We start from the raw sequence: 20259 nt of genomic DNA on the forward strand, positions 1-20259 counted from the left end.
GTTTCCGGGTTTGGAACCAAGGTTAACGACTACTAACCCGGAGATGTTCTCGCAGGTCAGACCCGCAATCCCGGGTTTCCGGGTCTCCGGGTTTGATTCCCGCCCTCGCCCTATAGAGCAACACCCCGAATGGTCCAGCCGTCAACCCGCCAACCGCCCATAGCCAGCCAGCGCAACCCAGCCCGAAAGGACCCGACGTGAGCACGACCGCCACCGGCACCCCCCGAGCTGCAGACGACACCGAGGTGCGCTATCAGTACGCCGACCGCACCGGGCAGGACGCATTGGCAGCCTGGCTCGCTGACCATGAGCCGCCGCCACTTCGAGCCGACGACCGAGAGGCGATCGCCCGACTGATCACGCCCCTACCGAGCCGAACAGCCAGCGCCGCCTGACGAAGCCAAGCAGGGCCGCGAGACTCCAAGTCTCGCGGCCCTGCTGTTATGTTCTGCCCATCCTGGGAGCAGTGGACACCGTACATCGCTAACGACATTAATGGTCCCAGTTGAAGATCACGTCGACACCGATCTCCTCGGCGCGGCGAGCGGCGTCGCGGATCTGGGCGTAGTCGGCGTGCTGGGGCTGGATCTGGACTCCGATGCGGATGGTCATGTGTCCAACCCTACGGAGCGGCTGGCTTTCGTCCTCGCGTGAATCGGCCCTATCGTTCGGCAGGCGGCGGATCGTGCCGTACGAGAGCTGAAGAGGGTGCGAGATGCGATTCGGGTGGGACCTGCACGAAGACGGCAAGAACGTACGCGAGGGGGCGATCGTCAAGCCCGGTGAGCGGCTGAGCTGGCCCCGGACGATCGGCTTCGGCGGGCAGCACGTGGTCGCCATGTTCGGCGCGACGTTCCTGGTGCCGCTGCTGACCGGTTTCCCGCCCACCACGACGCTCTTCTTCTCCGGTCTCGGCACGCTGCTGTTCCTGCTGGTCACGCGCAACCGGCTGCCCTCGTATCTCGGCTCGTCCTTCGCCTTCATCGCGCCGATCGGTGCCGCGATGGGTGGCGGAGGGATGGGCGCGGCGCTCTTCGGCATCCTGGTCACCGGCGCGCTGCTGGCCCTGGTCGGCGTGATCGTGATGGTCACCGGCACCGGCTGGATCGAGGCGCTGATGCCACCCGTGGTGACCGGTGCGATCGTCGCGCTGATCGGTCTCAACCTGGCCGGCGCGGCCACCAACAACGTGGTCGGCGGCGACCCGGCCAAGCCGGATAACGGCTCGGTGCTGGTCGCCGCGATCACCCTGGCCACCGTGCTGGTCGTCGCGGTCGCCTTCCGCGGGCTGATCGCCCGGCTCTCGATCCTGGTCGGCGTCGTCGTCGGCTACATCGCCGCGCTTCTCCTGGGCCAGATCGACACCTCGGCGTTCCGCGACGCTGACTGGTTCGGCCTGCCCGACTTCACCACGCCGGACGTGACCTGGTCGGTAGTGCCGATGTTCCTGCCGGTCGTGCTCGTCCTCGTCGCCGAGAACGTCGGCCACGTACGCAGCGTCGCCCACCTCGCCGGCGACGACACCATCAACCGCGAGACCGGCCGAGCGCTCTTCGCCGACGGCCTCGCCACCTCCATCGCCGGTGGCTTCGGCGGCTCGGCGACGACGACCTACGGCGAGAACATCGGCGTCATGACCGCCACCCGGGTCTTCTCGACCGCGGCCTACTGGGTGGCCGGTGTGGTTGCGATCCTGCTCTCGCTGTCACCGAAGTTCGGAGCTCTCCTGAACACGATCCCTGCGGGTGTGCTCGGCGGGATCACCGTCGCGCTCTACGGCCTCATCGGCCTGATCGGCATCCGGATCTGGCTCGACAACCGGGTCGACTTCGCCGACCCGGTCAACCAGTTCACCGCCGCCGTCGCGCTCGTCGTCGGGATCGGCAACCTCACCCTGACCTTCGGCGACCTGACCTTCACCGGCATCGCACTCGGCACCATCGCCGCGGTCGTGATCTACCACGGGATGAGCGCCCTGGCGCGCCTGCGAGGCCGCTGACCCGGCTCAGAACTTGCTGCGCGTCGTCGGAGTCGGCGAGAAGGCGGCGCTGAGCCTCAGCACCTTGGCGAACTCGGTGGCCTTGTCCACGGACAGGAAGCCGTCGCCCTCACCCGACCCGATGACGACACCGCCGTTGTCGAGCTTGGTGAGGTGCTTGTCCAGGCCGCCCGGCAGGGCCTGCGCCCTGGCCTCGGAGAGGTAGTTGAGGTAGCCGAGCTTCGGCCCCGGCTTCCCGACGGGCTGCACCTCGGCGAGCGCGTCGGTGAAGGACCTCGAGGTCACCGCTGCCCAGTCCGGGTCCCAGGCCGAGACGAGTGAACGGAGGATCGGATCGGCGAGCGTCGCGATATCGGCGCCACGCCACTTCACCACGAAGCTGTTGCGCACCTTTGCGGACTCCGAATATCCCCCGACGACCAAGGTGATAGCCGCCGTATTGATCCGCGTCCCACGCGCCCGATACGACTGGCTGATTCCAAGATGCGGAGCATCCTTGTTATCACGAAATGCCTCGGAGATCGCCTGCAGGGCGTTATCCCGCTCTTCGAGCGGCTTTCCCGGCAGCAGGGGCGAGACCCACGAGATCTTCTCGCCGAGCACCTCGTCCAGGCCCGCGATGAATGCACCCAGCTCGTCGGCGACCTGCTCAGCGGTCTCCTGGCGTGGGCCCCAGAATCCGCGCGCGATCAGCTCTTCATCCACGGTCATGACCGTATCACCGCTCCCTCTCCGTATCGGCCGCCACCCTCGGCCACCGCCAGGCTCGCCATCGTGACGAAATGAGAATTATCCGTTGCTCTTCGGCGCATTCCAGCCGTCCCAATCACCGGGCGGATTGACGAAGTCCTGGTGCCTGACCGAAATAGGAAGGTCGAAGTCCTCGAAAAGGGTCCGCGCGGCTTCCATGGCCTCTTTGTTCGAGAAGACCCATTCAACCGGTGTATCGCCTGCAGCGTCCACCTGCCGCAGTGCCTGATCGAGCCATTCTTTTTCCTTGGCACCGTTGGGATATCCCCACGAGTCGATCATCTTCCCGTAACCGTGCTTTGTCTCGATCAGCTTTCCGTCGAGAATTCCGTCGAACTTGACCTCGTTGTCGAGCGATCCACGAAGAACGAATTCCAGTCCGTCGTCCTTGCCGGTCACCTGGCGCTCGAACTCGGCGCCGAGCTTCTGCTGGAGGAACTTGTGGTTCCGGTTGACGGGCCGCCATTCCCCGGGGCCCAGCCGGCCGTCCAGCACGCGCCGAGCCTCGGCCTGCTTCCTGATGTCCTCCGCGACATCGTCGGCGTTCTTCTTGAGCGCGTCCCCGACCTCGGTGAGCACCTCGCCCGCCTTGTCGAGGGCCTCCTTGGCGACGTCGCCGAGCTGCTTGGCCATAGCTGTCTCCTACGAGGCGAAGAGGGGAAGGGCGGACACTTCGGCGGCGAACGTCCGGCACAGGTCGTACTGGTCGGCGCCGCAGTCGCTGAGCGCGGTGGCGATCTGCTCCATCAGGTCGTAGCTGAGCTGGGTCCCTGTGGTCGCCTCGCCGTCGGTCACCAAGGGCGCTTCCGCGATCGCCATGGCGAGATCGGTGATCGTGCCGGTGAGCGGTTCGATCACCATGCTCGCCACCTGCCCGATCAGCTCCTCCATCGCGATGTCGGTCGCGATGTCGAGCGCCTTCTTCCGCACCGCGATGAGCGCGGCGTTGCCGGCCACGCTGAGTCCGGCGGTGACCACGGCGGTCGCGGCGGCCGCCGCGATCTGCGCGGCGGTGATCGTCAGCTCGGCGATGACCTTGACCTTCAGGGCGACGATCGCGTCGGCGAGCATGTCGATCCCGTTCGCCACCTCGGGCAGCGCGTCGAGCACCGCGTCCATGTTGGCCGTCCGGTTCTCCGTCCACGCCCTGATCAGCGCATTCACCGACTGGGCCTTGGAACCGTCACCGAGCTCGTTGACCCGCATCTCCAGATGATCGAGGGTGCCGCGCAGGTCCGACTCCAGCCCACGCAGCAGCTGTGCGGCGTCGCGTACGGCATCTTCATCGACGTTCGGCCACTCATAGCCGAGCAGGTCGAGAACGAAGTCCAACTCCCCAGGGATCGTCATCCCCACGTCTCTGCCCTCCCAAGGTCACGTGGATGTGTCAGCAGGACGTGACGGGATCGGCAATCGAACCCGAGCACGTGCCACCGCGACGGAAGAGGTTAGTGGAGCGACCCAGGGGCCGACAGTGAATTTCCGAGACCCGACCGAGCGGTCAGGGAAGGCGATCCAGGAGGTCGGCGATGTCGACGCGGGCGCCGGTGTAGAACGGCACCTCCTCGCGTACGTGGCGGCGGGTCTCGGAGCCGCGGAGGTGTCGCATCAGGTCGACGATGCGGGAGAGGTCGTCGGCCTCGAAGGCCAGCATCCACTCGTAGTCGCCGAGCGCGAACGACGGGACGGTGTTGGCCCGCACGTCGGGGTAGTCGCGGGCCATCTGACCGTGCTCGGCGAGGAGGCGGCGGCGCTCCTTCTCGTCGAGGAGGTACCACTCGTAGGAGCGGACGAACGGGTAGACCGCGACGTAGTCGTGGGAGCGCTCGTCGGCCAGGAAGGCGGGCAGGTGGCTGCGGTTGAACTCGGCCGGACGGTGCAGGGCCATCTGCGACCAGACCGGGACCAGGCGGCCGCCGAAGGCCGTGCGGCGCAGGCGGTGGTAGGCCGACTGGAGCTTGTCGGAGGAGTCGGCGTGCAGCCAGAACATCACGTCGGCGTCGGCGCGCAGGCCGGCCACGTCGTAGGTGCCGCGCACCACGATGTCCTCCTCGGCGAAGGCCGCGAAGAGCTCCTCGACCTCGACCGCCTCTGCCTTGCGGTCGGCGTCGCCGAGGGTCTGCTCCAGGGAGAAGACCGACCACATCGTGTAGCGGATGGTCGCGTTGAGCTCGTTGATCTTGGCTGCGTTGGACTTGATGTCGGCCTGGGGGTCGGTCATGCCCCCATTTTGCGCCACGGCAGGTCACCGGGTCGCCACCGGGCTCTAGGGTGAGCGCATGCTGCCGCTGCGTACCCGCATCTTCGCCTTCCTCCAGGAGCGCCTGGTCAAGACGCCGTTGAACGCCGAGGAGATGATCGCCCTGCGCGCGCAGCGTGAGGGGCTCCGCACCGGCCCGGTCACCGCCCTCCTCTTCGGCCGCCCCGCGGACGTCGAGGTGAAGGAGACGTACGTCGACGGGCGCCGCTTCGCGATCTACACGCCTCCTGGCGTCGGCGAGGCGGCCCCCATCGTCATCAACTACCACGGCGGCGGCTGGTGTCTCGGCACGCCGGAGCAGAGCGCCTGGGTCTCCTCGCACGTCGCCGCCGGCACCGGCTCGATCGTGGTCGCGCCGTCCTACCGGCTGGCACCCGAGCATCCGTTCCCGGCCGCCGTCGAGGACGCCTGGTCCTCCCTGGAGTGGGTGGCGAAGCACGCCGCTGACCTGGGTGGCGACCCGTCACGGATCGCGGTGATGGGCGACAGCGCCGGCGGCAACCTGGCCGCGGTCGTGTCCTTGATGGCTCGTGACGCCGGCGGGCCCTCGGTGCGGGCGCAGGTGCTGATCTACCCGGCCGTGGAGATGTACGAGAAGTTCCCCTCCGAGGCCGCCAACGCCAACGGCCCGGTGCTCACCTCGACGCAGATGAGCACCTTCGGCCACCTCTACATGGGCGAGCGCTACGGCGACGAGTCCTGGCAGGCCTCTCCCCTGCGTGCTGCCTCGCACGCCGGGCTGCCGCCGGCCCACATCATCACCGCCCTGCACGACCCGATCCGCGATCATGGGACGCGCTATGCGGAGGTGCTTCGGGCCGCCGGGACGCCGGTCTCGCTCGTCGACTACGACACCGCGTTCCACGGGTTCATGTCGCTGCCCGGGGTCGCGCCGGCAGCGCCTGAGGCGCTTGCGGGGATCGTGGAATTCCTACGGGATGTCGACCGAGGTAACTCGGTGAGCGGTCACTGACTTCGCGGAGTTCCACGAAGTCGGCGGGCCCCGACCGAGTTAGCTCGGTCAGCATTCAGCCGATCTCAGCCGCAGCGCGGTGGGCCGACCCGATCGTCGCCGGGATGCCGACTCCGTCGTAGGAGGCACCCGCGAGGGCGAGTCCGGGGACGCCCCGGAGCCCCTGACGGATCCGGGCGACGCGGTCGAGGTGGCCGACGGGGTACTGCGGGAGCGCGTCGGTCCAGCGCTGGACGTGCACGTCGGTCGGCGTCGCGGTGATCCCGGTGATCTCGGCCAGGGCACCGAGGGAGTCGGCGATCAGGCGGTCGTCGTCGTCCGAGGGCGGCTCGCCGTGCCGACCGATGGACGTACGCAGGTAGTTGCCGCGCTTCCCCACCCACGCCCACTTGGCGAAGGAGAAGGTGGAGGCCTTGATCGCGCACTCCTCGACCGGCGGGACGAGGAACCCGGACCTGCCGGCCAGGTCGGCGGGCAGGTCGGGGAAGGCGAAGGTCACCACCGCGACGCTCGCGGTCTCGATCGCGGACAGCTCGCGCGCGACCGACGGGGCGCTCGAGCGGAGCAGCTTCGCGGCGACCGGAGCAGGCGTGGCGACCACGACGGCATCGGCCGCCTCCACCTCGCCGCCGGTCTCGACGAGGAAGCCTTGCGGCGTACGGGTGACCGTGTCGACCCAGGTGTCGAACCGGATGTCCTGCCCCTCGGCGAGGGTCGCGGGCAGCCGCGACATGCCGCCGTCGATTCCGGCGAAGACCGGTACGTCGGTGGACGGCAGCGCCGCGGCCGCTTCGAGCAGCGACCCCTTCTCGGCAAGCATGAACAGCTGCGGCGCGGCCGCCTTCACCGAGATCGCGCGGGCATGGCCGGCGTAGACCCCGGCGAGCAGCGGGTCCGTCAGCCGGTCGGCGGTCTCGTCGCCGAACCGGGACGCGATGAAGTCACCGACCGAGATGTCCTCGTCCGTCTTCGCGGGCGGGAGGGTGGGTTCGCGGCGTACGACCTCCAGGGTCTCCTCGGAGAGGAGACCGGCCGACTCCAGCGCGGGCAGGTCGAGCGGCACGCCCATGATCGAGCGCGGGATCGGCCGCAGCGCGCCGCGCGACCAGATCGCCGACTTCGCGTCGGTCGGGTGCACGATCTCGAGGCCGACCTCACGAGCGAGGGAGACGCCCTCCGGTCTGCGGTTGAGCATCGCCTCGGCACCGACGTCGACCAGCTGTCCGGCGACCGACTCCCCGCGGATCTTTCCGCCGACCCGGTCCGAGGCCTCCAGCACCGTGACCCGATGGCCCTTCAGGGACAGATCGCGGGCCGCGGTCAGCCCGGCGATCCCTGCTCCGACGACGATGACACGCACACCAGCAGTCTCCCACCCGTGCCTGAGGGCACGCTGATGAGGTGGGCCGGTCAGGTGAACCCTTGCCGAGTCAGCTGGCCAGCTTTCCGAAGTTGGATCGATGGAAGACCAGGGGTTGCCCGGCGCCGTGGTCGGCGGCGTGGAGCTGGAGGAGTACGACGATGTGGTCGCCGGCCTCCACCTCGCGGTAGACGGTGCAGTCGAAGCGGGCGAGGCCCTCGTCCAGGGTCAGCGCACCGTCGACGGTCTCGCTGACGACCAGGCCGTCGAACCGGGAGTCGACCGGGCCGGCGAGCTGGCGGCAGACCTCACCGTGGTGCTCTGCGAGCACCGTGACGCCCAGGTGCGAGGAGCGGCGCAGGTCGGGCCAGGTCTTCGACGTCCTGGCCACCGAGAAGGAGACCAGCGGCGGGTCCAGGGACACCGACGTGAACGACGACGCGGCCAGGCCGACGGGACGTCCGTCGACGACGGCGGCGACCGCCACCACCCCGCTCGGGAAGACCCCGAATGCCTGCCGCAGCGCGGCCGGGTCGAGATCCTGGTTCGTACGCAGCGGACCGGTCATCACGCCACTACCTCTCTCGCGGGCACTGCCCGCGCCTCGTCCACGGCCGTGTCCCGCAGCCTCTCGCCATGGGTCTCCGGCAGCAGCCACATGCAGGTCAGACTGATCGCGGCGACCACGACGTTGTAGCCGGCCACCCACCACAGCGAGCGGTCGTCGGAGAGCGTGACCAGGGCGGCCGCGATCAGCGGCGTCAGCCCGGAGGCCACCACTCCCGAGATCTGGTAGAGCGCGTTGAGCGCGGAGAACCGATAGCGGGTGTCGAACAGCTCGCTCCAGAACGCCGCAAGCGGTCCGTAGACGGTGCCGTAGACCAAGCCGAGCCCGCCCACGAATGCGGCGATCGACGGCACCACCGCTCCCGACTGCACCGCGGCCGCGACCGGGAAGGCGATCACCAGGCCGAGGACGGCGCCGACCGTGTAGACCGGCCGCCGCCCGAACCGGTCGCTCAGCGCCCCCGCGGCGATGGTCGTGACCACGCCCAGCAGCGCACCGGCCATGATCGCGTTGAGCACCACCGACCGGTTCAGACCGGCGACGGCCACCGCGTAGGAGAGCAGGAAGACCGAGTAGAGGTTGTAGGTGAAGCCCTCCACGAACCGGGTGCCCATCCCGAGCAGCAGCGTGCGCGGCTGACGGCGGAAGAGCTCGCCGACGGGCAGCTTGGAGACCTTCTTCTCCGCCTGCACCTCCTGGAACGACGGCGTCTCCATGATCGAGAGCCGGATCCAGGCGCCGATGGCGAGCAGCACGATCGAGATCAGGAAGCAGACCCGCCACCCCCACGCCAGGAACGCCGCATCAGGCAGCCGCGAGGCGATCGCGAACGCCCCCGAGGCGAGCACCAGCCCGCCCGGGACACCGATGTGCGCGAAGCTGCCATAGAGCCCGCGCCTCCCCTGCGGCGCGTACTCGGTGGCGAGCAGCACCGCCCCGCCGTACTCGCCCCCGACGCCGATCCCCTGCAAGATCCGGAGCACCACGAGCGCGATCGGGGCGAGCACCCCGATGGAGTCGTACGTCGGGAGCAGCCCGACCAGCGACGTACCGACGCCCATGATCACGAGCGTCCAGATCAACATGGTCTTGCGGCCGATCCGGTCGCCGAAGTGACCGAAGACCAGCCCGCCGATCGGGCGAGCCAGGAACCCGACGGCGAAGGTGCCGAAGGAGGCGAAGGTCGCGGCGGTGCCGCTGAGCCCGTTGAAGTAGAGCTTGTCGAAGACGAGACCGGCGGCGGTGCCGTAGAGGAAGAAGTCGTACCACTCGATGGTCGCACCCACCGAGGCCGCGAGCGCGACCCGCTTCGGGTTGGCGGTGGCCTGGTGCGTGACCGCAGACATACCGGTCCTCCCTACTGCGCCGCGGCGCCGAAGGGCACCGCGGCCCCTCGGCCGACGACAGGGGCGGGGTGGGACCACAGGCCCCGGCGGGCGAGCTCGGGAAGGACGCCCTCACCGAACCAGTAGGACTCCTCCAGGTGCGGGTAGCCGGAGAGCACGAACTCGCTGATCCCCACCGCGTGGTAGGCCTCGACCAGGTCGGCGATCTCGGCGTAGGAGCCGACCAGCGCGGTCCCGGCGCCACCGCGGACCAGCCCGATGCCGGCCCACAGGTTGGGGTGGATCTCGAGCCCGTCGCGCGAGCCCTGGTTGAGCTCCAACATCCGCCGCTGCCCCTCCGAGACGCTGCGGGAGAGCCCCGCCTGGACACGCGCGATGTCCTCGTCGGAGATGTTCTCCAGCAGTCGGTCGGCCTCGGCCCACGCGGCCGCCGAGGTCTCGCGGGCGATCGAGTGGAGCCGGATCCCGAAGCGGAGCTCACGCCCGCGGTCGGCCGCCAGCTTCTGAACGCGAGCGATCTTCTCGGCGACCGCGGCCGGCGGCTCGCCCCAGGTCAGGTAGACGTCGGCGTGCTCGGCTGCGACCTCCAGCGCGGCCGGCGAGGACCCCCCGAAGTAGACGTCGGGGACCGGAGTCGGCCGCTGCTCGAGCCGGGCGTTCTCCACCGAGAGATGCTTTCCGGAGAAGGTCACCGTCTCCCCCGCCCACAGCCGGCGGACGATGTGCAGGAACTCCCCGCACCGCTCGTACCGCTCGTCCTTGGCGAGGAAGTCGCCGTACATCCTCTGCTCGTGGTCCTCGCCGCCGGTGACGACGTTGAGCAGCAACCGCTGGCCGGACAGGTTCTGGAACGTGCCCGCCATCTGCGCGGCCAGGTAGGGCGAGACCGAGTCGGGCCGGAAGGCGACCAGGAACTTCAGCCGCTCCGAGAGCGAGCTGAGCATCGCGGTCGTCACCCAGGCGTCCTCGCACCACGCCCCGGTCGGCGTCAGCGCCGCCTCGAACCCGAGCTGCTCGGCGCTGCGGGCGATCTGACCGAGGTAGGGCACGGTCGCGGGACGGCCCGCCGCCAGCGCGCTGACGCCGTGGCCGCCGCCGATCACATGACGGCCGTCGCCGCCGTTGGTCGGGAGGAACCAATGGAACTTCAGAGTGCTCATCGCTGCCTTTCACGTGGGGATGCGGGATGTCAGAGCTGCCCGTGCCGCGGCGGTGGTGTGCCGTCGACGGCCCACCGCCCGAGGTGCTGCACCTTCCAGGCGGCCGGGTCGTGCAGCGTGTGGGTGCGGGCGTTGCGCCAGTGGCGGTCGAGGTTGGTCGTCGTCAGAGCCGACCGGGCACCGGAGACCTCGAGCAGCCGGCTGGTGACGTCGACCGAGACCTTGGCGGTCGACGCGCGGGCGGCCGCGACCGCCAGGCTGGCCTCAGCGGCCGACTCGGCGGTGAGGTCCGCGTCGGCCTCGTCCACGCGTCGGCCCGCCTCGGCGAGGAGCGCCTCGGCGCTGCGTACGGCCAGCTCCATCTCGCCGAAGGCCTGGACGACCAGCGGGTCCTGCGCGGCCGTCTCGACCCCGGCGATCGCGACGGCGTCGGCGTAGGGGCGGGACTTCGTGCACACGAACGTGGAGGCCTCGTCCAGCGCACGCCGGGCGATCCCGGCGTCGATGGCCGCATGCAGCAGCTGCGCGAAGGCGCCGTAGGTCGTCGGCACGTCGAACGTGATCGCGAACGGAGTGATCCACTCGTCCGGGACCACGACGTCGGTGAGGCGCACCGTCCCTGACCCGGTCGTACGCTGCCCGACGGCGTCCCAGTCGTCGACGATCTCGACGCCGGGAGACTCCGTGCGGACCCACGCCACCTGCAGCGGCCCGTCGGTGTCACGCCGGGCGAGGACGGCGAGGTAGTCGGCGAAGAGCGAGCCGGTGCAGTAGAACTTCTCGCCGTTCAGCAGCCACTCCCCCTCCTCCCGAGCAGGCGTGAGCGTGGTCCGGATGTCCCGCACGTGCTTGGTGCCGAACTCCGACTGCGCGTTGGCGATCAGCGCCCCGGTCCGCACCTCGCTGTAGATCCGCTGCGCCAGTTCGCGAGTGCCGTTCAGCCGCAGCTGGTTGAGACGGAGCCCATTGAGCATGGCGAAGTGGCTGTGCGGCACCTGGCCGACGTTGGGATCACCCCACGAGACCAGCCGAAACACCTCGGCCACGGTCGTGGCCGGGAGCGCTGGACCGCCGAACTCGAGCGGGACGGTGAGCGCACCGAGCCCGGCGGCGGCGTACGCCTTGACCTGGTCGTAGGGCAGCGTCCGGTCCCGGTCGCGGGCGCCGTCGCCGAGCGCGAGCTCCTCGGCCACCCGGCGGGCGACCAGGGGCGCGGTCTCGGCGTCGAGCCGGGCGATCTCCGTCGTGCTCAAGCCACGGGCTCCAGCTGCTGCGCCTCCAGCTCGCGCACGAGCGGGAGCACGCGCTGGCCGAAGTACTCCACGTCCTCGAGGTAGTGCAGGAAGCCACCGAGGATCAGGTCGGCGCCGGCCCGCTTGAACTCCACGATCCGTTCGGCGACCTGTTCGGGCGTGCCGATCAGCCCGGTGCGGAAGCCGTCGTTGTACTGCACCAGGTCCTCGAAGGTGGAGTCCTGCCACATCCCGGTCTTGTCGCCGGTCGACTGCCCGGCCTGCTTGACCGCGGCCCCGAAGCCCTCGACCGCCTCACGGTCGGCCTTGGCGATGATCTCCCGGAGGGTGTCGCGCGCCTCCTTCTCCGTGTCGCGGGCGACGATGAAGCCGTTGATGCCGAACCGGACCCGGCGACCCAGCGGCTCGGCGACCGCGTTGACGTCCTTGACCTGCGCGGCCAGGCCCTCGGGGGTGTTGCCGTTGGCGAAGTACCAGTCCGAGACCCGGCCGGCCATCGCCTTGGCGTCCGAGGAGTTGCCACCTTGGAAGATCTCCGGGTGCGGCCGGCCCTCGCTGGCCAGCGGCTTCGGCTTCAGGTCGAAGTCGTGGAGCCGATAGAAGTCGCCGTTGAGCTCGGCGGCGTCGCTCGTCCAGATCTCGCGCAGGTAGCGGATGAACTCCTCCGAGCGGCGGTAGCGCTCGCCGTGCTCGAGCCACGGCTCGCCCAGCTTGGTGAACTCGTCCTTGAACCAGCCGGAGACGACGTTGACGGCCGCGCGACCGCCGGAGAGATGGTCGGCCGTGGCCAGCCACTTCGCGAGTACGCCGGGCTGCCAGAGCCCCGGGTGGACGGCGGCGATCACCTTCAGCCGCTCGGTGGCCAGCAGCAGCGCCAGGGAGAACGAGGTGGACTCGTGCTGGTAGGCGGCGCCGTAGGAGGCGATGTAGCGCACCTGGGAGAGGGCGTACTCGAAGCCGTTGTTCTCGGCCAGCTGCGCGAGCTTCTTGTTGTAGTCGTAGCTCCAGTCGGTGCGCTGCTCGATCTTGCTCACCACCAGGCCGCCACTGACGTTGGGCACCCAGTAGGCGAACTTCAGGGGCTCGGTTGCCGGTGAAGTCATGCTGCTCTCCTTGGATCGCTAATGTCTATTAAACTTATCGAATTAAATGGGTGACGGGACCGGATCTTCCGATGTGGACCACCGGCAGACCCGATCCCGTGATAGGCGCCGCCTATCAGGCAGCGTCCGGGCGAGAGGCCCTGCTGATCACCGAGGGCGGCTCACGTGTACCAGGTCGGCGCCGGGATCTCGCCGAGCAGCGCGTAGCGCCCGACCTCGGCCCGCTTGTGCGCCACCGGGTCGTGCAGCGAGTGGGTGCGGATGTTGCGCCAGGCGATGTCGAGACCGACCTTGTTGGAGGTCGCCCGGGCACCGGTGAGGTCGTAGACCTTGGTGCCGATCTCGAGGCCGACGTCGATCGCGACCTGCTTGGCGGCCGCGATCACGACCGCGGCCTCACCGCGCTCCTGCTCGGTGACCTCGTCGGCGTGGGCGTTGATGGCCTCGATCAGAGTCGCGGCCCGCTCGACCAGCGCCTCGGCCGCCCAGAGCTTGGACGTCAGGTCGCCGTAGGTCTCCTGGATGTAGAACTCCTCGCTCGCGCTCTCCTTGACGTCGCCGGCGTAGGGCCACGCCCGGGTCGTGTCGCGGGTGTAGGTCGCCGCGGTCTTCAGCGCACCCTCGGCGATCCCGATGTAGAAGTTGGCGAAGATGATCTGGATGAGCGGGACGTTGAGCGTGTTGTAGACCCGCGGCTGGAACTCGAACGAGCCGTCGGCCTGCTTCACGTAGCCGGCCGCGGCCTCCCACGGGACCCGCACACCGTTGATCTCGACGGCGCCGGACTCGGTGAGCCGCTGGCCGAGGTTGTCCCAGTCCCCGGCGAAGACGATGGCCTCCTGCTGGGTCGGGACGATCGCGAAGACGTGCTTCGCGGTGCCCTCGATGACGCCCTCGAGCACGGTCAGGTCGGAGACCCGCCCGCCGGTCGAGAACGACTTGCGACCGGTGAAGACGAGCTCGTCGCCCTCGACCCGGATCACCAGGTCGTCGTCGCGCGGGTTGACCGCACCACCGAAGAAGAAGTTGTTCTCGGTGTAGAGCTGCTCCACGGCGGCGATCTGCTCCGGGGTGCCGACCAGCCGTGCCGCCCAGGCCCAGAGGTAGTGGTAGCCGAGCAGCTGCCCGATCGAGCCGTCGCCCGCGGCGACCGCCCGGACGACACGCAGCGCGGTCGTCCAGTCCTGACCGGCGCCGCCGTGCTCGACCGGACCGAGCAGCGTGACCAGGCCGCTCTCCTTGAGCAGATTCACCTCGTACGTCGGGACCTGGTTGGCCCGGTCGCGGGCGACCGCGTCCACGGAGAGACGAGTCGCCACCTCGCGTGCCCGGTCGATCCAGCCCTCGGGGGTCGTGGGTGCCGCATCGAACTCCGCGGCGTTGCGTACAGCCTCTGTGGTCATCGCGCCCTCTCAGTCTTGTGTCGTGGAACCTTGCATCCTTAGTTGACCAAATTAGTAGAGAATGAGCGGGCGGGCGCCGGATGGACGCCAGCGATCACCGATCACCCGCTCGGGATGACCGATCACCGCCCGGACGAGAGGACAGCGTGAGGATCGAGCAGCTGGAGTACATCGCCGCCGTGACCCAGTACGGCTCGCTGCGCCGCGCGAGCGAGCAGCTCCACATCTCCCAGCCCGCCCTGAGCGAGGCGATCACCAAGCTCGAGCGCGAGCTCGGCGTGACCCTGCTCGACCGGCGCCGTGCCGGCGCCCGGATCAGCCGCGAGGGTCAGGAGCTGCTCCACTCCATGTCGGACGTCCTGGAGGCGGTCGACCGGCTACGTCTGGCCGCCGGCGACCAGCACGCCGGGGTCAGCTCGGTGCGTGTCGGCACGGTCCACGCCGGCACCTCGACCGTGCTGCTCCCGACGTTGCGGCGCTTCGGCGACGCGCACCCGCGCACGAGCGTCGAGGTGCGCACCATGGTGCAGGAGGACATCTACCTCGCCCTGACCGAGGGCACCGTCGACATCGGCCTGGTCAACCTGCTCGACGGCGACGACCTGCCACCGACGGTCGAGGGCACGCCGCTCCTCCACGGGCGGCCGGTCGTGGTGCTGCCCGCCGGCCACCCGCTCACCTCGCGCGAGGAGATCACCGTCGACGAGCTCCGCGAGGAGCCCTTCGTCGGAATGCGCTCGGGCTACCTGATGTACCGCTTCGCCCACCGCGTCTTCGGTCGCGACCTCCCCCACCACTGGCATGCCACCGACGGCGCCGAGATGGGCAAGATGATGGTCGGCGAAGGCCTCGGGCTCACGCTGCTGCCCGACTACAGCGTCGTCGGCGACCCGCGCGAGACCGGCGGACACATCACCGTTCGTCCCCTCGCAGGGGATCGCTCCCGGGTGACGATGGTCGCGGTGCAGCGACACAACGCGCGTACGACCTCGGGAGCGCGCAGCCTCCTCGACCTGCTGGCCGAGACCGCCCGCTCTCAGCCCTCGGCCGGCTCGTAGCTCTGCACGAGCTCGGTCAGCCGGGCGAGCTGGTCGGGGTCGGTGCTCGGGATGACGCCGTGACCGAGGTTGAAGACGTGGCCCTTCGCCCGCCGGCCGGCGTCGATGATCTTGCCGGCCTGCTCGAGCATCACCTCGGTGGGCGCGAAGACCAGAGCGGGGTCGAGATTGCCCTGGACACCGAAGCCGTCGCCGAGCTGGTCGATCGCCCAGTCCAGCGGGGTGCGCCAGTCGACGCCGACGACCTCGGCACCGGCACTGCCCATGAGCGGCAGGAGCATGGCGGAGTTGACGCCGAAGTGGATCCGCGGCACGCCGAGCTCGCCGATCCGGGACATCACCTCGCTGGAGTAGGGCAGCACATGACGCTCGTAGTCGGCGGGGGTGCAGGCACCCGCCCAGGAGTCGAAGAGCTGCACCGCGGAGGCGCCCGCGCGGACCTGGACCTCCAGGAACGCGGCGGAGATCCCGGCGATCTTGCGCATCAGGGCATCCCACACGTCGGGGGCGCCGAACATGAGCGCCTTGGTCTTGGCGTACTCCTTCGAGGGGCCGCCCTCGACCAGGTAGGAGGCGACGGTGAACGGGGCGCCGGCGAACCCGATCAGCGGGGTGCCGCCGTTGATGCCGGCCAGCTCGCCGGTGAGGTTCTGGACGGCCTCGGTGATGTAGGGGACGTGCTCCGGAGTCAGGTCCGGGATCGCCTCCACGTCGGCCATGGTGCGCACCGGCTCGGCAACCACGGGACCCACACCGGGCTTGATCTCGAGGTCGACCCCGACCGCCTTCAGCGGCAGCACGATGTCGGAGAAGAAGATGGCCGCGTCGACCCCGTAGCGGCGTACGGGCTGGAGGGTGATCTCGGTGATCAGGTCGGCGTTCTGGCAGGACTCGAGCATGCCGATGCCCTCGCGCACCTTCAGGTATTCGGGCAGCGAGCGACCTGCCTGGCGCATGAACCACACCGGCGTACGGCTCGGCTTCTGCCCGGCCAGCGCCTGCAGGAACGGGGAGGAAGCGAGCGCGTCAGCGGTGTTCCCAGGAATGTGTACAGCGGCCACCAGGCAATGGTCCCATCCGGTGCGGCGTGTACGCACATCGCGAATCGCACAGAAGACATACCCTGTTCACATGGTCGTCCGTGGAGAGTCGCGTCCCGCCGCGGGGCCGGAGAGCGGTCCTGCCGTGTTCCGGTCCGCCGCGGAGGGGATGCGCGCCGCGACCTTCCGGCCCGAGGTGCTGGCCGAGGAGATGCCGGCCCCGCAGCGGATCGCTCCCTACGCCGCGGCCCTGTCGGCCGATGTGACCGTCGGCGACGTCGACGTGGCGACCGGGCGGCTGATCCTGCTGCACGATCCGGACGGCAACGACGCCTGGGGCACCGTGCACGGACTGCCCGGCACCTTCCGGCTGGTGGCCTACGCACGGGCCGACATCGACGTCGAGCACATCAGCGACCCGCTGCTGGGCGAGGTCGGCTGGTCGTGGCTCATCGACGCGCTGTCCGCTCACGGCGCCGAGCACGTCGCCGCTGCGGGCACCGTGACCCGCGTCGCCACCGAGTCCTATGGCGGGATGGCCGATGAGGACGGCACTGCCCAGATCGAGATCCGCGCTTCCTGGACTCCGGTCGGGAGCGTCTCGGGTGATCTGGACCTGCGACCGCACACCGAGGCGTGGGGCGAGCTGCTCTGCACGGCTGCGGGACTTCCTCCGGTGCCGGAGGGTGTCACCGTCATGCCGAGCCGGCGAGGGCAGCGAGGCGCGTGATCGAAGAGAACGCCGAGGCCGAGAAGGGGCCGGACACACCAGAAGATGCTGCTCCGGCGCCGCTGCTGACCCTGCGCGACGGGCTGCCCCCGGTGACCGACACCGACGAAGGCCTGGTGAAGGCCGCTGCGGCCATCGCCGCCGGGACCGGACCGGTCGGGATCGACGCCGAGCGTGCCTCCGGCTACCGCTACTCCAACCGCGCCTACCTGATCCAGCTGCGCCGCGAAGGCTCCGGGATCTGGCTGATCGACCCGATCGAGCTGACCACGATGGACCCGCTGATCGAGGCGCTCGAGGGCACCGAGTGGATCCTGCACGCCGCCACCCAGGACCTCCCCTGCCTCAGCGACCTCGGCCTGCACCCGTCCGCGCTGTTCGACACCGAGCTCGCGGGGCGGCTGCTGGGCTATCCGAGGGTCGGGCTCGGCACCCTGGTCGAGACGGTGCTGGGATTCACCATGCTCAAGGAGCACTCCGCGGCCGACTGGTCGACCCGGCCGTTGCCCGACGCCTGGCTGGAGTACGCCGCGCTGGACGTCGAGGTCCTCGTCGAGCTGCGCGAGGCGCTGGCCGCCGAGCTCGTCGCGCAGGGCAAGGACGCCTGGGCCCGCCAGGAGTTCGACTGGCTGCGCGGGTTCGAGGCGCCGGTGCGTACGGATGCCTGGCGGCGCACCTCCGGCATGCACCGCGTCCGAGGCCGTCGCGGGCTCGCCGCCGTGCGCGAGCTGTGGATCGAGCGCGACCGGATCGCCCAGCAGCGTGACGTCACGCCGAGCCGGATCATCCCCGACGCCGCGATCGTGGCCGCCGCGCAGGAACTCCCGCAGGACAAGGCCTCGCTGCTCGGCCTGAAGGGGTTCCACGGCCGCGGCGCCGAGCGCTACGCGACCTCGTGGGTGAAGGCCATCAACCGGGCGCTCACGATGGACGAGGACGAGCTCCCGGTGCGGTCACCACGTGCCGAGGGTCCTCCCCCGCCGCGCGCGTGGGCCGACAAGGACCCCGCGGCCGCCCGCCGTCTCGCACTGGCACGTGAGTCCGTCAACGCGCTCGCCGAGGCGCGCAACCTCCCCGCCGAGAACCTGCTCACCCCCGACTTCCTGCGCCGCGCCATGTGGACGCCACCGAAGACCCGCGACCCCGGCGCCCTCCTCGACGGCATCATCGAGATCCTCTCCGGCTTCGGCGCCCGCGGCTGGCAGATCGCCCTCACCGCGCCGCTGCTCACCGACGCCGTCCTTCACGCAGACATCGAGCCCTGACCCGATCCCAGCCTCACGCTGGTCGACACGCTCGGCCGCGGGCGGCCTCGCGGCTCGACCGGCGGTCACTGACGCCTCGGCGGCTAGGAGCTGGGCGAGGTGGACGGGGTCGGTGAGGTCGATGGGGTCGTCGGGGTCGGCTGCGGGAAGACGGTCTTGGAGAGCTCGTCGATCTGGACGGCGAAGTCCTCGACCTGGTCGGGCTCGACGACCGCCAACGAGCTCCGGACCGCGACGGCGGCGACCTTCTGCAGCTGGGCGAGCTGGGTGGCCTCGGGGAGGACCTGCATGTCACGGACGGTGTCGGTGAAGATGCGGGCGTTCCTGGGGTTGCGCTCGGGCTGGGTGAAGACCGGGGCGTAGCCGACCTCGGAGTTGACCGGCACGAAGTGACCGGTGCGGACCATCTTGACGACCGACTCGGTCGAGATGAGGTAGGTGAGGAAGTCGGCGGTGGCGTCGGGGTCGACGGTCTCCGAGCCCATGCACAGGCCGGCGTAGTCACCGGTGGTGCCGTTGCCGCCCGGCATCGGCATCACGTCCCACTCCATCCCCTCGGTCGCGCGGAGGTCGGAGACCAGCGAACGGTCACCGGCGAGCGCGACCAGGCGGCCCTGCTTGAAGGCCTGGAACGGGGTGCGACCGCCGAGGTCCTTCGCGGTGGCCAACACGTTGGGCTGGCTGAGCACCTCGACCAGGTCCTCGTAGGACCCTGCCGAGTCGCCGAGCGTCGTGGTGGTCGGGGCCAGCGGGTCGTCGAAGAGGGTGGCACCGGCACCGGCGAGCCAGGGCATCAGCGCGCCGAGGTTCTGCTCGACATAGGTGCCCCGCACGCCCTTGTTGTGCTCGGCGGCGTACGTCATCGCAGCACCGAACTGCTCCAGGGTCCAGCCACGCAGCGAGCCGTCGGCCCGGACGGTCGGGGTCGGCAGACCCTCCTCCTTCATGGCCTCGAAGTCGATCAGGCCGGTGTTGACGTAGACGACCTGCGGAGAGACGGAGTAGGGCATGCACTCCAGACGGCGGTCGACGGAGAAGTCCTCCATCGCCTCACGCGAGTACTTGTCGCCGAAGTCGACGTTGCGGGCCTCGAGCAGGGTGTCGACGGGCTGGATCAGCTTGTCCTCGGCGAACACCTCGACGTCAGCCCGCGGGGTCAGCACCACGTCGACCTTCTCGCCGCCGCTGACGGCCGCGGTGAGCTGGTCGGCGGTCGGCCAGGACTTCACCTCGACGGTGACGTTGGGGACCTCTTGGGTGTATTCGGCGGCGAGCTGCTTGTAGGTGTCGACCAGCGTCTTGTGGCCCGAGACCCCGAAGACGAGCTTCACCTTCGCGGGAGCCTTGGTCGTGGTGCTCGGCGAGGGCTTCGAGGTCGGCTCACCACCGCAGGCCGCAAGGGACGCCGAGAGAACCGTCACCAGAAGCGCCGTTGCCAGTCGCGTGCGCCGCACCATTTCCTCCATCTCAACACCGGGACCGGGTCTGTGATGGAACCACAGACCCGGTTTACCAGCGATTCACTTTACGATACGTACCTGGACACTTCCTGAGAAGACGGCCCTGGGGGCCGCCTCAGGCGAGGTGATCGCGTGCGGCCTTGATCACATCGTCGAAGATCTCCTTGGCCAGCACATCGCCCTCGCGGCGTACGTCGGCGGGGTCCATCCGGATGAGCCGGTCCAGGCGCACCTCCGAGGGCCGGCCCTGCCGGTCCCAGCCGCCGGTGCCGACATCCATCCAGTACCGACCGTGGCGGGCCTCCTGCGCCTCGTCGCGGTCGTGGTCCTTGCTGGTCAGCATCAGGCAGAGGAGTACGCCGGCCTTCTGCCCGATCACCAGGACGGGACGGTCCTTGCCCTGGGTCTCGTCGTCCTCGTAGGGCACCCAGCCCCACACGACCTCGCCCGGGTCGGCGTTGCCGTCGCCGAGCTCCGGCTCGTAGGAGATGGCGCCCTCGCGCGGGGCGGGCTGGGTGTCGGTCACTTCGG

The 20259-nt window shown here is 69.7% G+C and carries 20 protein-coding genes; 6 read left to right on the plus strand and 14 right to left on the minus strand.

The annotated features are described in order from the left end of the window. The first annotated feature begins 197 nt into the window (after positions 1 to 197). Both ACFVJS_RS06635 and ACFVJS_RS06640 read left to right on the plus strand, forming a co-directional pair. Entirely contained in the window at positions 198 to 395 is a 198-nt protein-coding gene (locus ACFVJS_RS06635; RefSeq protein ID WP_378878129.1) for a hypothetical protein, read from the plus strand. Positions 396 to 715: 320 nt separating this feature from the next. Next, positions 716 to 1999 carry a uracil-xanthine permease family protein gene (locus tag ACFVJS_RS06640; RefSeq protein WP_378878130.1) on the plus strand — a complete coding sequence of 428 codons (1284 nt, stop codon included), beginning with the start codon at positions 716 to 718 and terminating at the stop codon, positions 1997 to 1999. 6 nt (positions 2000 to 2005) lie between these two features. On the opposite strand, the gene ACFVJS_RS06645 is transcribed toward ACFVJS_RS06640, so the two are convergent. The 4 genes from ACFVJS_RS06645 to hemQ all read right to left on the minus strand — a co-directional run bounded on the left by ACFVJS_RS06645 (position 2006) and on the right by hemQ (position 4970). Then, the gene (locus tag ACFVJS_RS06645) at positions 2006 to 2704 is read right to left on the minus strand and encodes an Imm52 family immunity protein (protein WP_378878131.1); all 699 of its coding nucleotides are present in this window, start codon (positions 2702 to 2704) and stop codon (positions 2006 to 2008) included. Positions 2705 to 2788: 84 nt separating this feature from the next. After that, positions 2789 to 3382, minus strand: coding sequence for a hypothetical protein (locus tag ACFVJS_RS06650; protein ID WP_378878132.1), 594 nt, complete (start codon positions 3380 to 3382; stop codon positions 2789 to 2791). Positions 3383 to 3391: 9 nt separating this feature from the next. Further along, positions 3392 to 4099: a hypothetical protein gene (locus ACFVJS_RS06655; protein WP_378878133.1), complete on the minus strand. Its 708-nt coding sequence runs from the start codon at positions 4097 to 4099 to the stop codon at positions 3392 to 3394. A gap of 151 nt (positions 4100 to 4250) precedes the next feature. Then, on the minus strand, positions 4251 to 4970 hold the full coding sequence (hemQ, locus tag ACFVJS_RS06660) for a hydrogen peroxide-dependent heme synthase (protein WP_378878134.1): 720 nt from the start codon (positions 4968 to 4970) through the stop codon (positions 4251 to 4253). Positions 4971 to 5028: 58 nt separating this feature from the next. On the opposite strand from hemQ, the gene ACFVJS_RS06665 reads away from it, so the two are divergent. Beyond that, positions 5029 to 5982, plus strand: coding sequence for an alpha/beta hydrolase (locus ACFVJS_RS06665; RefSeq protein WP_378878135.1), 954 nt, complete (start codon positions 5029 to 5031; stop codon positions 5980 to 5982). 55 nt (positions 5983 to 6037) lie between these two features. Here ACFVJS_RS06665 and hemG read toward each other — a convergent pair whose 3' ends face one another. The 7 genes from hemG to ACFVJS_RS06700 all read right to left on the minus strand — a co-directional run bounded on the left by hemG (position 6038) and on the right by ACFVJS_RS06700 (position 14175). Then, positions 6038 to 7342 carry a protoporphyrinogen oxidase gene (hemG, locus tag ACFVJS_RS06670; protein WP_378878136.1) on the minus strand — a complete coding sequence of 435 codons (1305 nt, stop codon included), beginning with the start codon at positions 7340 to 7342 and terminating at the stop codon, positions 6038 to 6040. Between the two features lie 70 nt (positions 7343 to 7412). Continuing rightward, entirely contained in the window at positions 7413 to 7910 is a 498-nt protein-coding gene (locus ACFVJS_RS06675; RefSeq protein WP_378878137.1) for a flavin reductase family protein, read from the minus strand. Further along, complete coding sequence (locus ACFVJS_RS06680) at positions 7910 to 9256, minus strand: MFS transporter (RefSeq protein ID WP_378878138.1); 1347 nt, start codon at positions 9254 to 9256, stop codon at positions 7910 to 7912. The genes ACFVJS_RS06675 and ACFVJS_RS06680 overlap by 1 nt, the downstream gene beginning before the upstream one ends. Before the next feature lie 11 nt (positions 9257 to 9267). Continuing rightward, on the minus strand, positions 9268 to 10416 hold the full coding sequence (locus ACFVJS_RS06685; RefSeq protein WP_378878139.1) for an LLM class flavin-dependent oxidoreductase: 1149 nt from the start codon (positions 10414 to 10416) through the stop codon (positions 9268 to 9270). A 29-nt stretch (positions 10417 to 10445) separates the two neighbouring features. Continuing rightward, a complete protein-coding gene (locus ACFVJS_RS06690; protein ID WP_378878140.1) occupies positions 10446 to 11669 on the minus strand; it encodes an SfnB family sulfur acquisition oxidoreductase in 1224 nt (407 codons plus the stop codon). Continuing rightward, positions 11666 to 12772 carry a dimethylsulfone monooxygenase SfnG gene (gene sfnG / locus ACFVJS_RS06695; protein ID WP_378878141.1) on the minus strand — a complete coding sequence of 369 codons (1107 nt, stop codon included), beginning with the start codon at positions 12770 to 12772 and terminating at the stop codon, positions 11666 to 11668. The genes ACFVJS_RS06690 and sfnG overlap by 4 nt, the downstream gene beginning before the upstream one ends. A gap of 161 nt (positions 12773 to 12933) precedes the next feature. Beyond that, positions 12934 to 14175, minus strand: coding sequence for an acyl-CoA dehydrogenase family protein (locus ACFVJS_RS06700; RefSeq protein WP_378878142.1), 1242 nt, complete (start codon positions 14173 to 14175; stop codon positions 12934 to 12936). Positions 14176 to 14321: 146 nt separating this feature from the next. Here ACFVJS_RS06700 and ACFVJS_RS06705 point away from each other — a divergent pair, with 146 nt between their 5' ends. Beyond that, positions 14322 to 15233: a LysR family transcriptional regulator gene (locus ACFVJS_RS06705; RefSeq protein ID WP_378878143.1), complete on the plus strand. Its 912-nt coding sequence runs from the start codon at positions 14322 to 14324 to the stop codon at positions 15231 to 15233. Here the strand turns inward: ACFVJS_RS06705 and hemE are convergent. After that, a complete protein-coding gene (gene hemE / locus ACFVJS_RS06710; RefSeq protein ID WP_378878145.1) occupies positions 15212 to 16294 on the minus strand; it encodes a uroporphyrinogen decarboxylase in 1083 nt (360 codons plus the stop codon). The two genes, ACFVJS_RS06705 and hemE, sit on opposite strands and share 22 nt — an antisense overlap. Positions 16295 to 16364: 70 nt before the next feature. On the opposite strand from hemE, the gene ACFVJS_RS06715 reads away from it, so the two are divergent. Continuing rightward, positions 16365 to 17003, plus strand: coding sequence for a DUF3000 domain-containing protein (locus tag ACFVJS_RS06715; protein ID WP_378878147.1), 639 nt, complete (start codon positions 16365 to 16367; stop codon positions 17001 to 17003). After that, positions 17000 to 18268, plus strand: a complete 1269-nt coding sequence (locus tag ACFVJS_RS06720) for an HRDC domain-containing protein (protein ID WP_378878149.1) — start codon at positions 17000 to 17002, stop codon at positions 18266 to 18268. The genes ACFVJS_RS06715 and ACFVJS_RS06720 overlap by 4 nt, the downstream gene beginning before the upstream one ends. Before the next feature lie 83 nt (positions 18269 to 18351). On the opposite strand, the gene ACFVJS_RS06725 is transcribed toward ACFVJS_RS06720, so the two are convergent. After that, positions 18352 to 19689 carry an ABC transporter substrate-binding protein gene (locus tag ACFVJS_RS06725; RefSeq protein WP_378878150.1) on the minus strand — a complete coding sequence of 446 codons (1338 nt, stop codon included), beginning with the start codon at positions 19687 to 19689 and terminating at the stop codon, positions 18352 to 18354. A 154-nt stretch (positions 19690 to 19843) separates the two neighbouring features. Continuing rightward, on the minus strand, positions 19844 to 20254 hold the full coding sequence (locus ACFVJS_RS06730; protein ID WP_378878152.1) for a type II toxin-antitoxin system PemK/MazF family toxin: 411 nt from the start codon (positions 20252 to 20254) through the stop codon (positions 19844 to 19846). Positions 20255 to 20259 lie beyond the last annotated feature (5 nt).

The sequence above is a fragment of the Nocardioides sp. NPDC057772 genome (assembly GCF_042798075.1).
Classification (GTDB): Bacteria; Actinomycetota; Actinomycetes; order Propionibacteriales; family Nocardioidaceae; genus Nocardioides.

Excerpts from the sequence above, each read along its gene's own strand:
- ACFVJS_RS06640 (WP_378878130.1), top strand. The coding sequence starts at position 716 with ATGCGATTCGGGTGGGACCTGCACGAAGACGGCAAGAACGTACGCGAG.
- ACFVJS_RS06650 (WP_378878132.1), bottom strand. The coding sequence starts at position 3,382 with ATGGCCAAGCAGCTCGGCGACGTCGCCAAGGAGGCCCTCGACAAGGCG.
- ACFVJS_RS06655 (WP_378878133.1), bottom strand. The coding sequence starts at position 4,099 with ATGACGATCCCTGGGGAGTTGGACTTCGTTCTCGACCTGCTCGGCTAT.
- hemQ (WP_378878134.1), bottom strand. The coding sequence starts at position 4,970 with ATGACCGACCCCCAGGCCGACATCAAGTCCAACGCAGCCAAGATCAAC.
- ACFVJS_RS06665 (WP_378878135.1), top strand. The coding sequence starts at position 5,029 with ATGCTGCCGCTGCGTACCCGCATCTTCGCCTTCCTCCAGGAGCGCCTG.
- ACFVJS_RS06675 (WP_378878137.1), bottom strand. The coding sequence starts at position 7,910 with ATGACCGGTCCGCTGCGTACGAACCAGGATCTCGACCCGGCCGCGCTG.
- ACFVJS_RS06680 (WP_378878138.1), bottom strand. The coding sequence starts at position 9,256 with ATGTCTGCGGTCACGCACCAGGCCACCGCCAACCCGAAGCGGGTCGCG.
- ACFVJS_RS06685 (WP_378878139.1), bottom strand. The coding sequence starts at position 10,416 with ATGAGCACTCTGAAGTTCCATTGGTTCCTCCCGACCAACGGCGGCGAC.
- sfnG (WP_378878141.1), bottom strand. The coding sequence starts at position 12,772 with ATGACTTCACCGGCAACCGAGCCCCTGAAGTTCGCCTACTGGGTGCCC.
- ACFVJS_RS06700 (WP_378878142.1), bottom strand. The coding sequence starts at position 14,175 with ATGACCACAGAGGCTGTACGCAACGCCGCGGAGTTCGATGCGGCACCC.
- ACFVJS_RS06715 (WP_378878147.1), top strand. The coding sequence starts at position 16,365 with ATGGTCGTCCGTGGAGAGTCGCGTCCCGCCGCGGGGCCGGAGAGCGGT.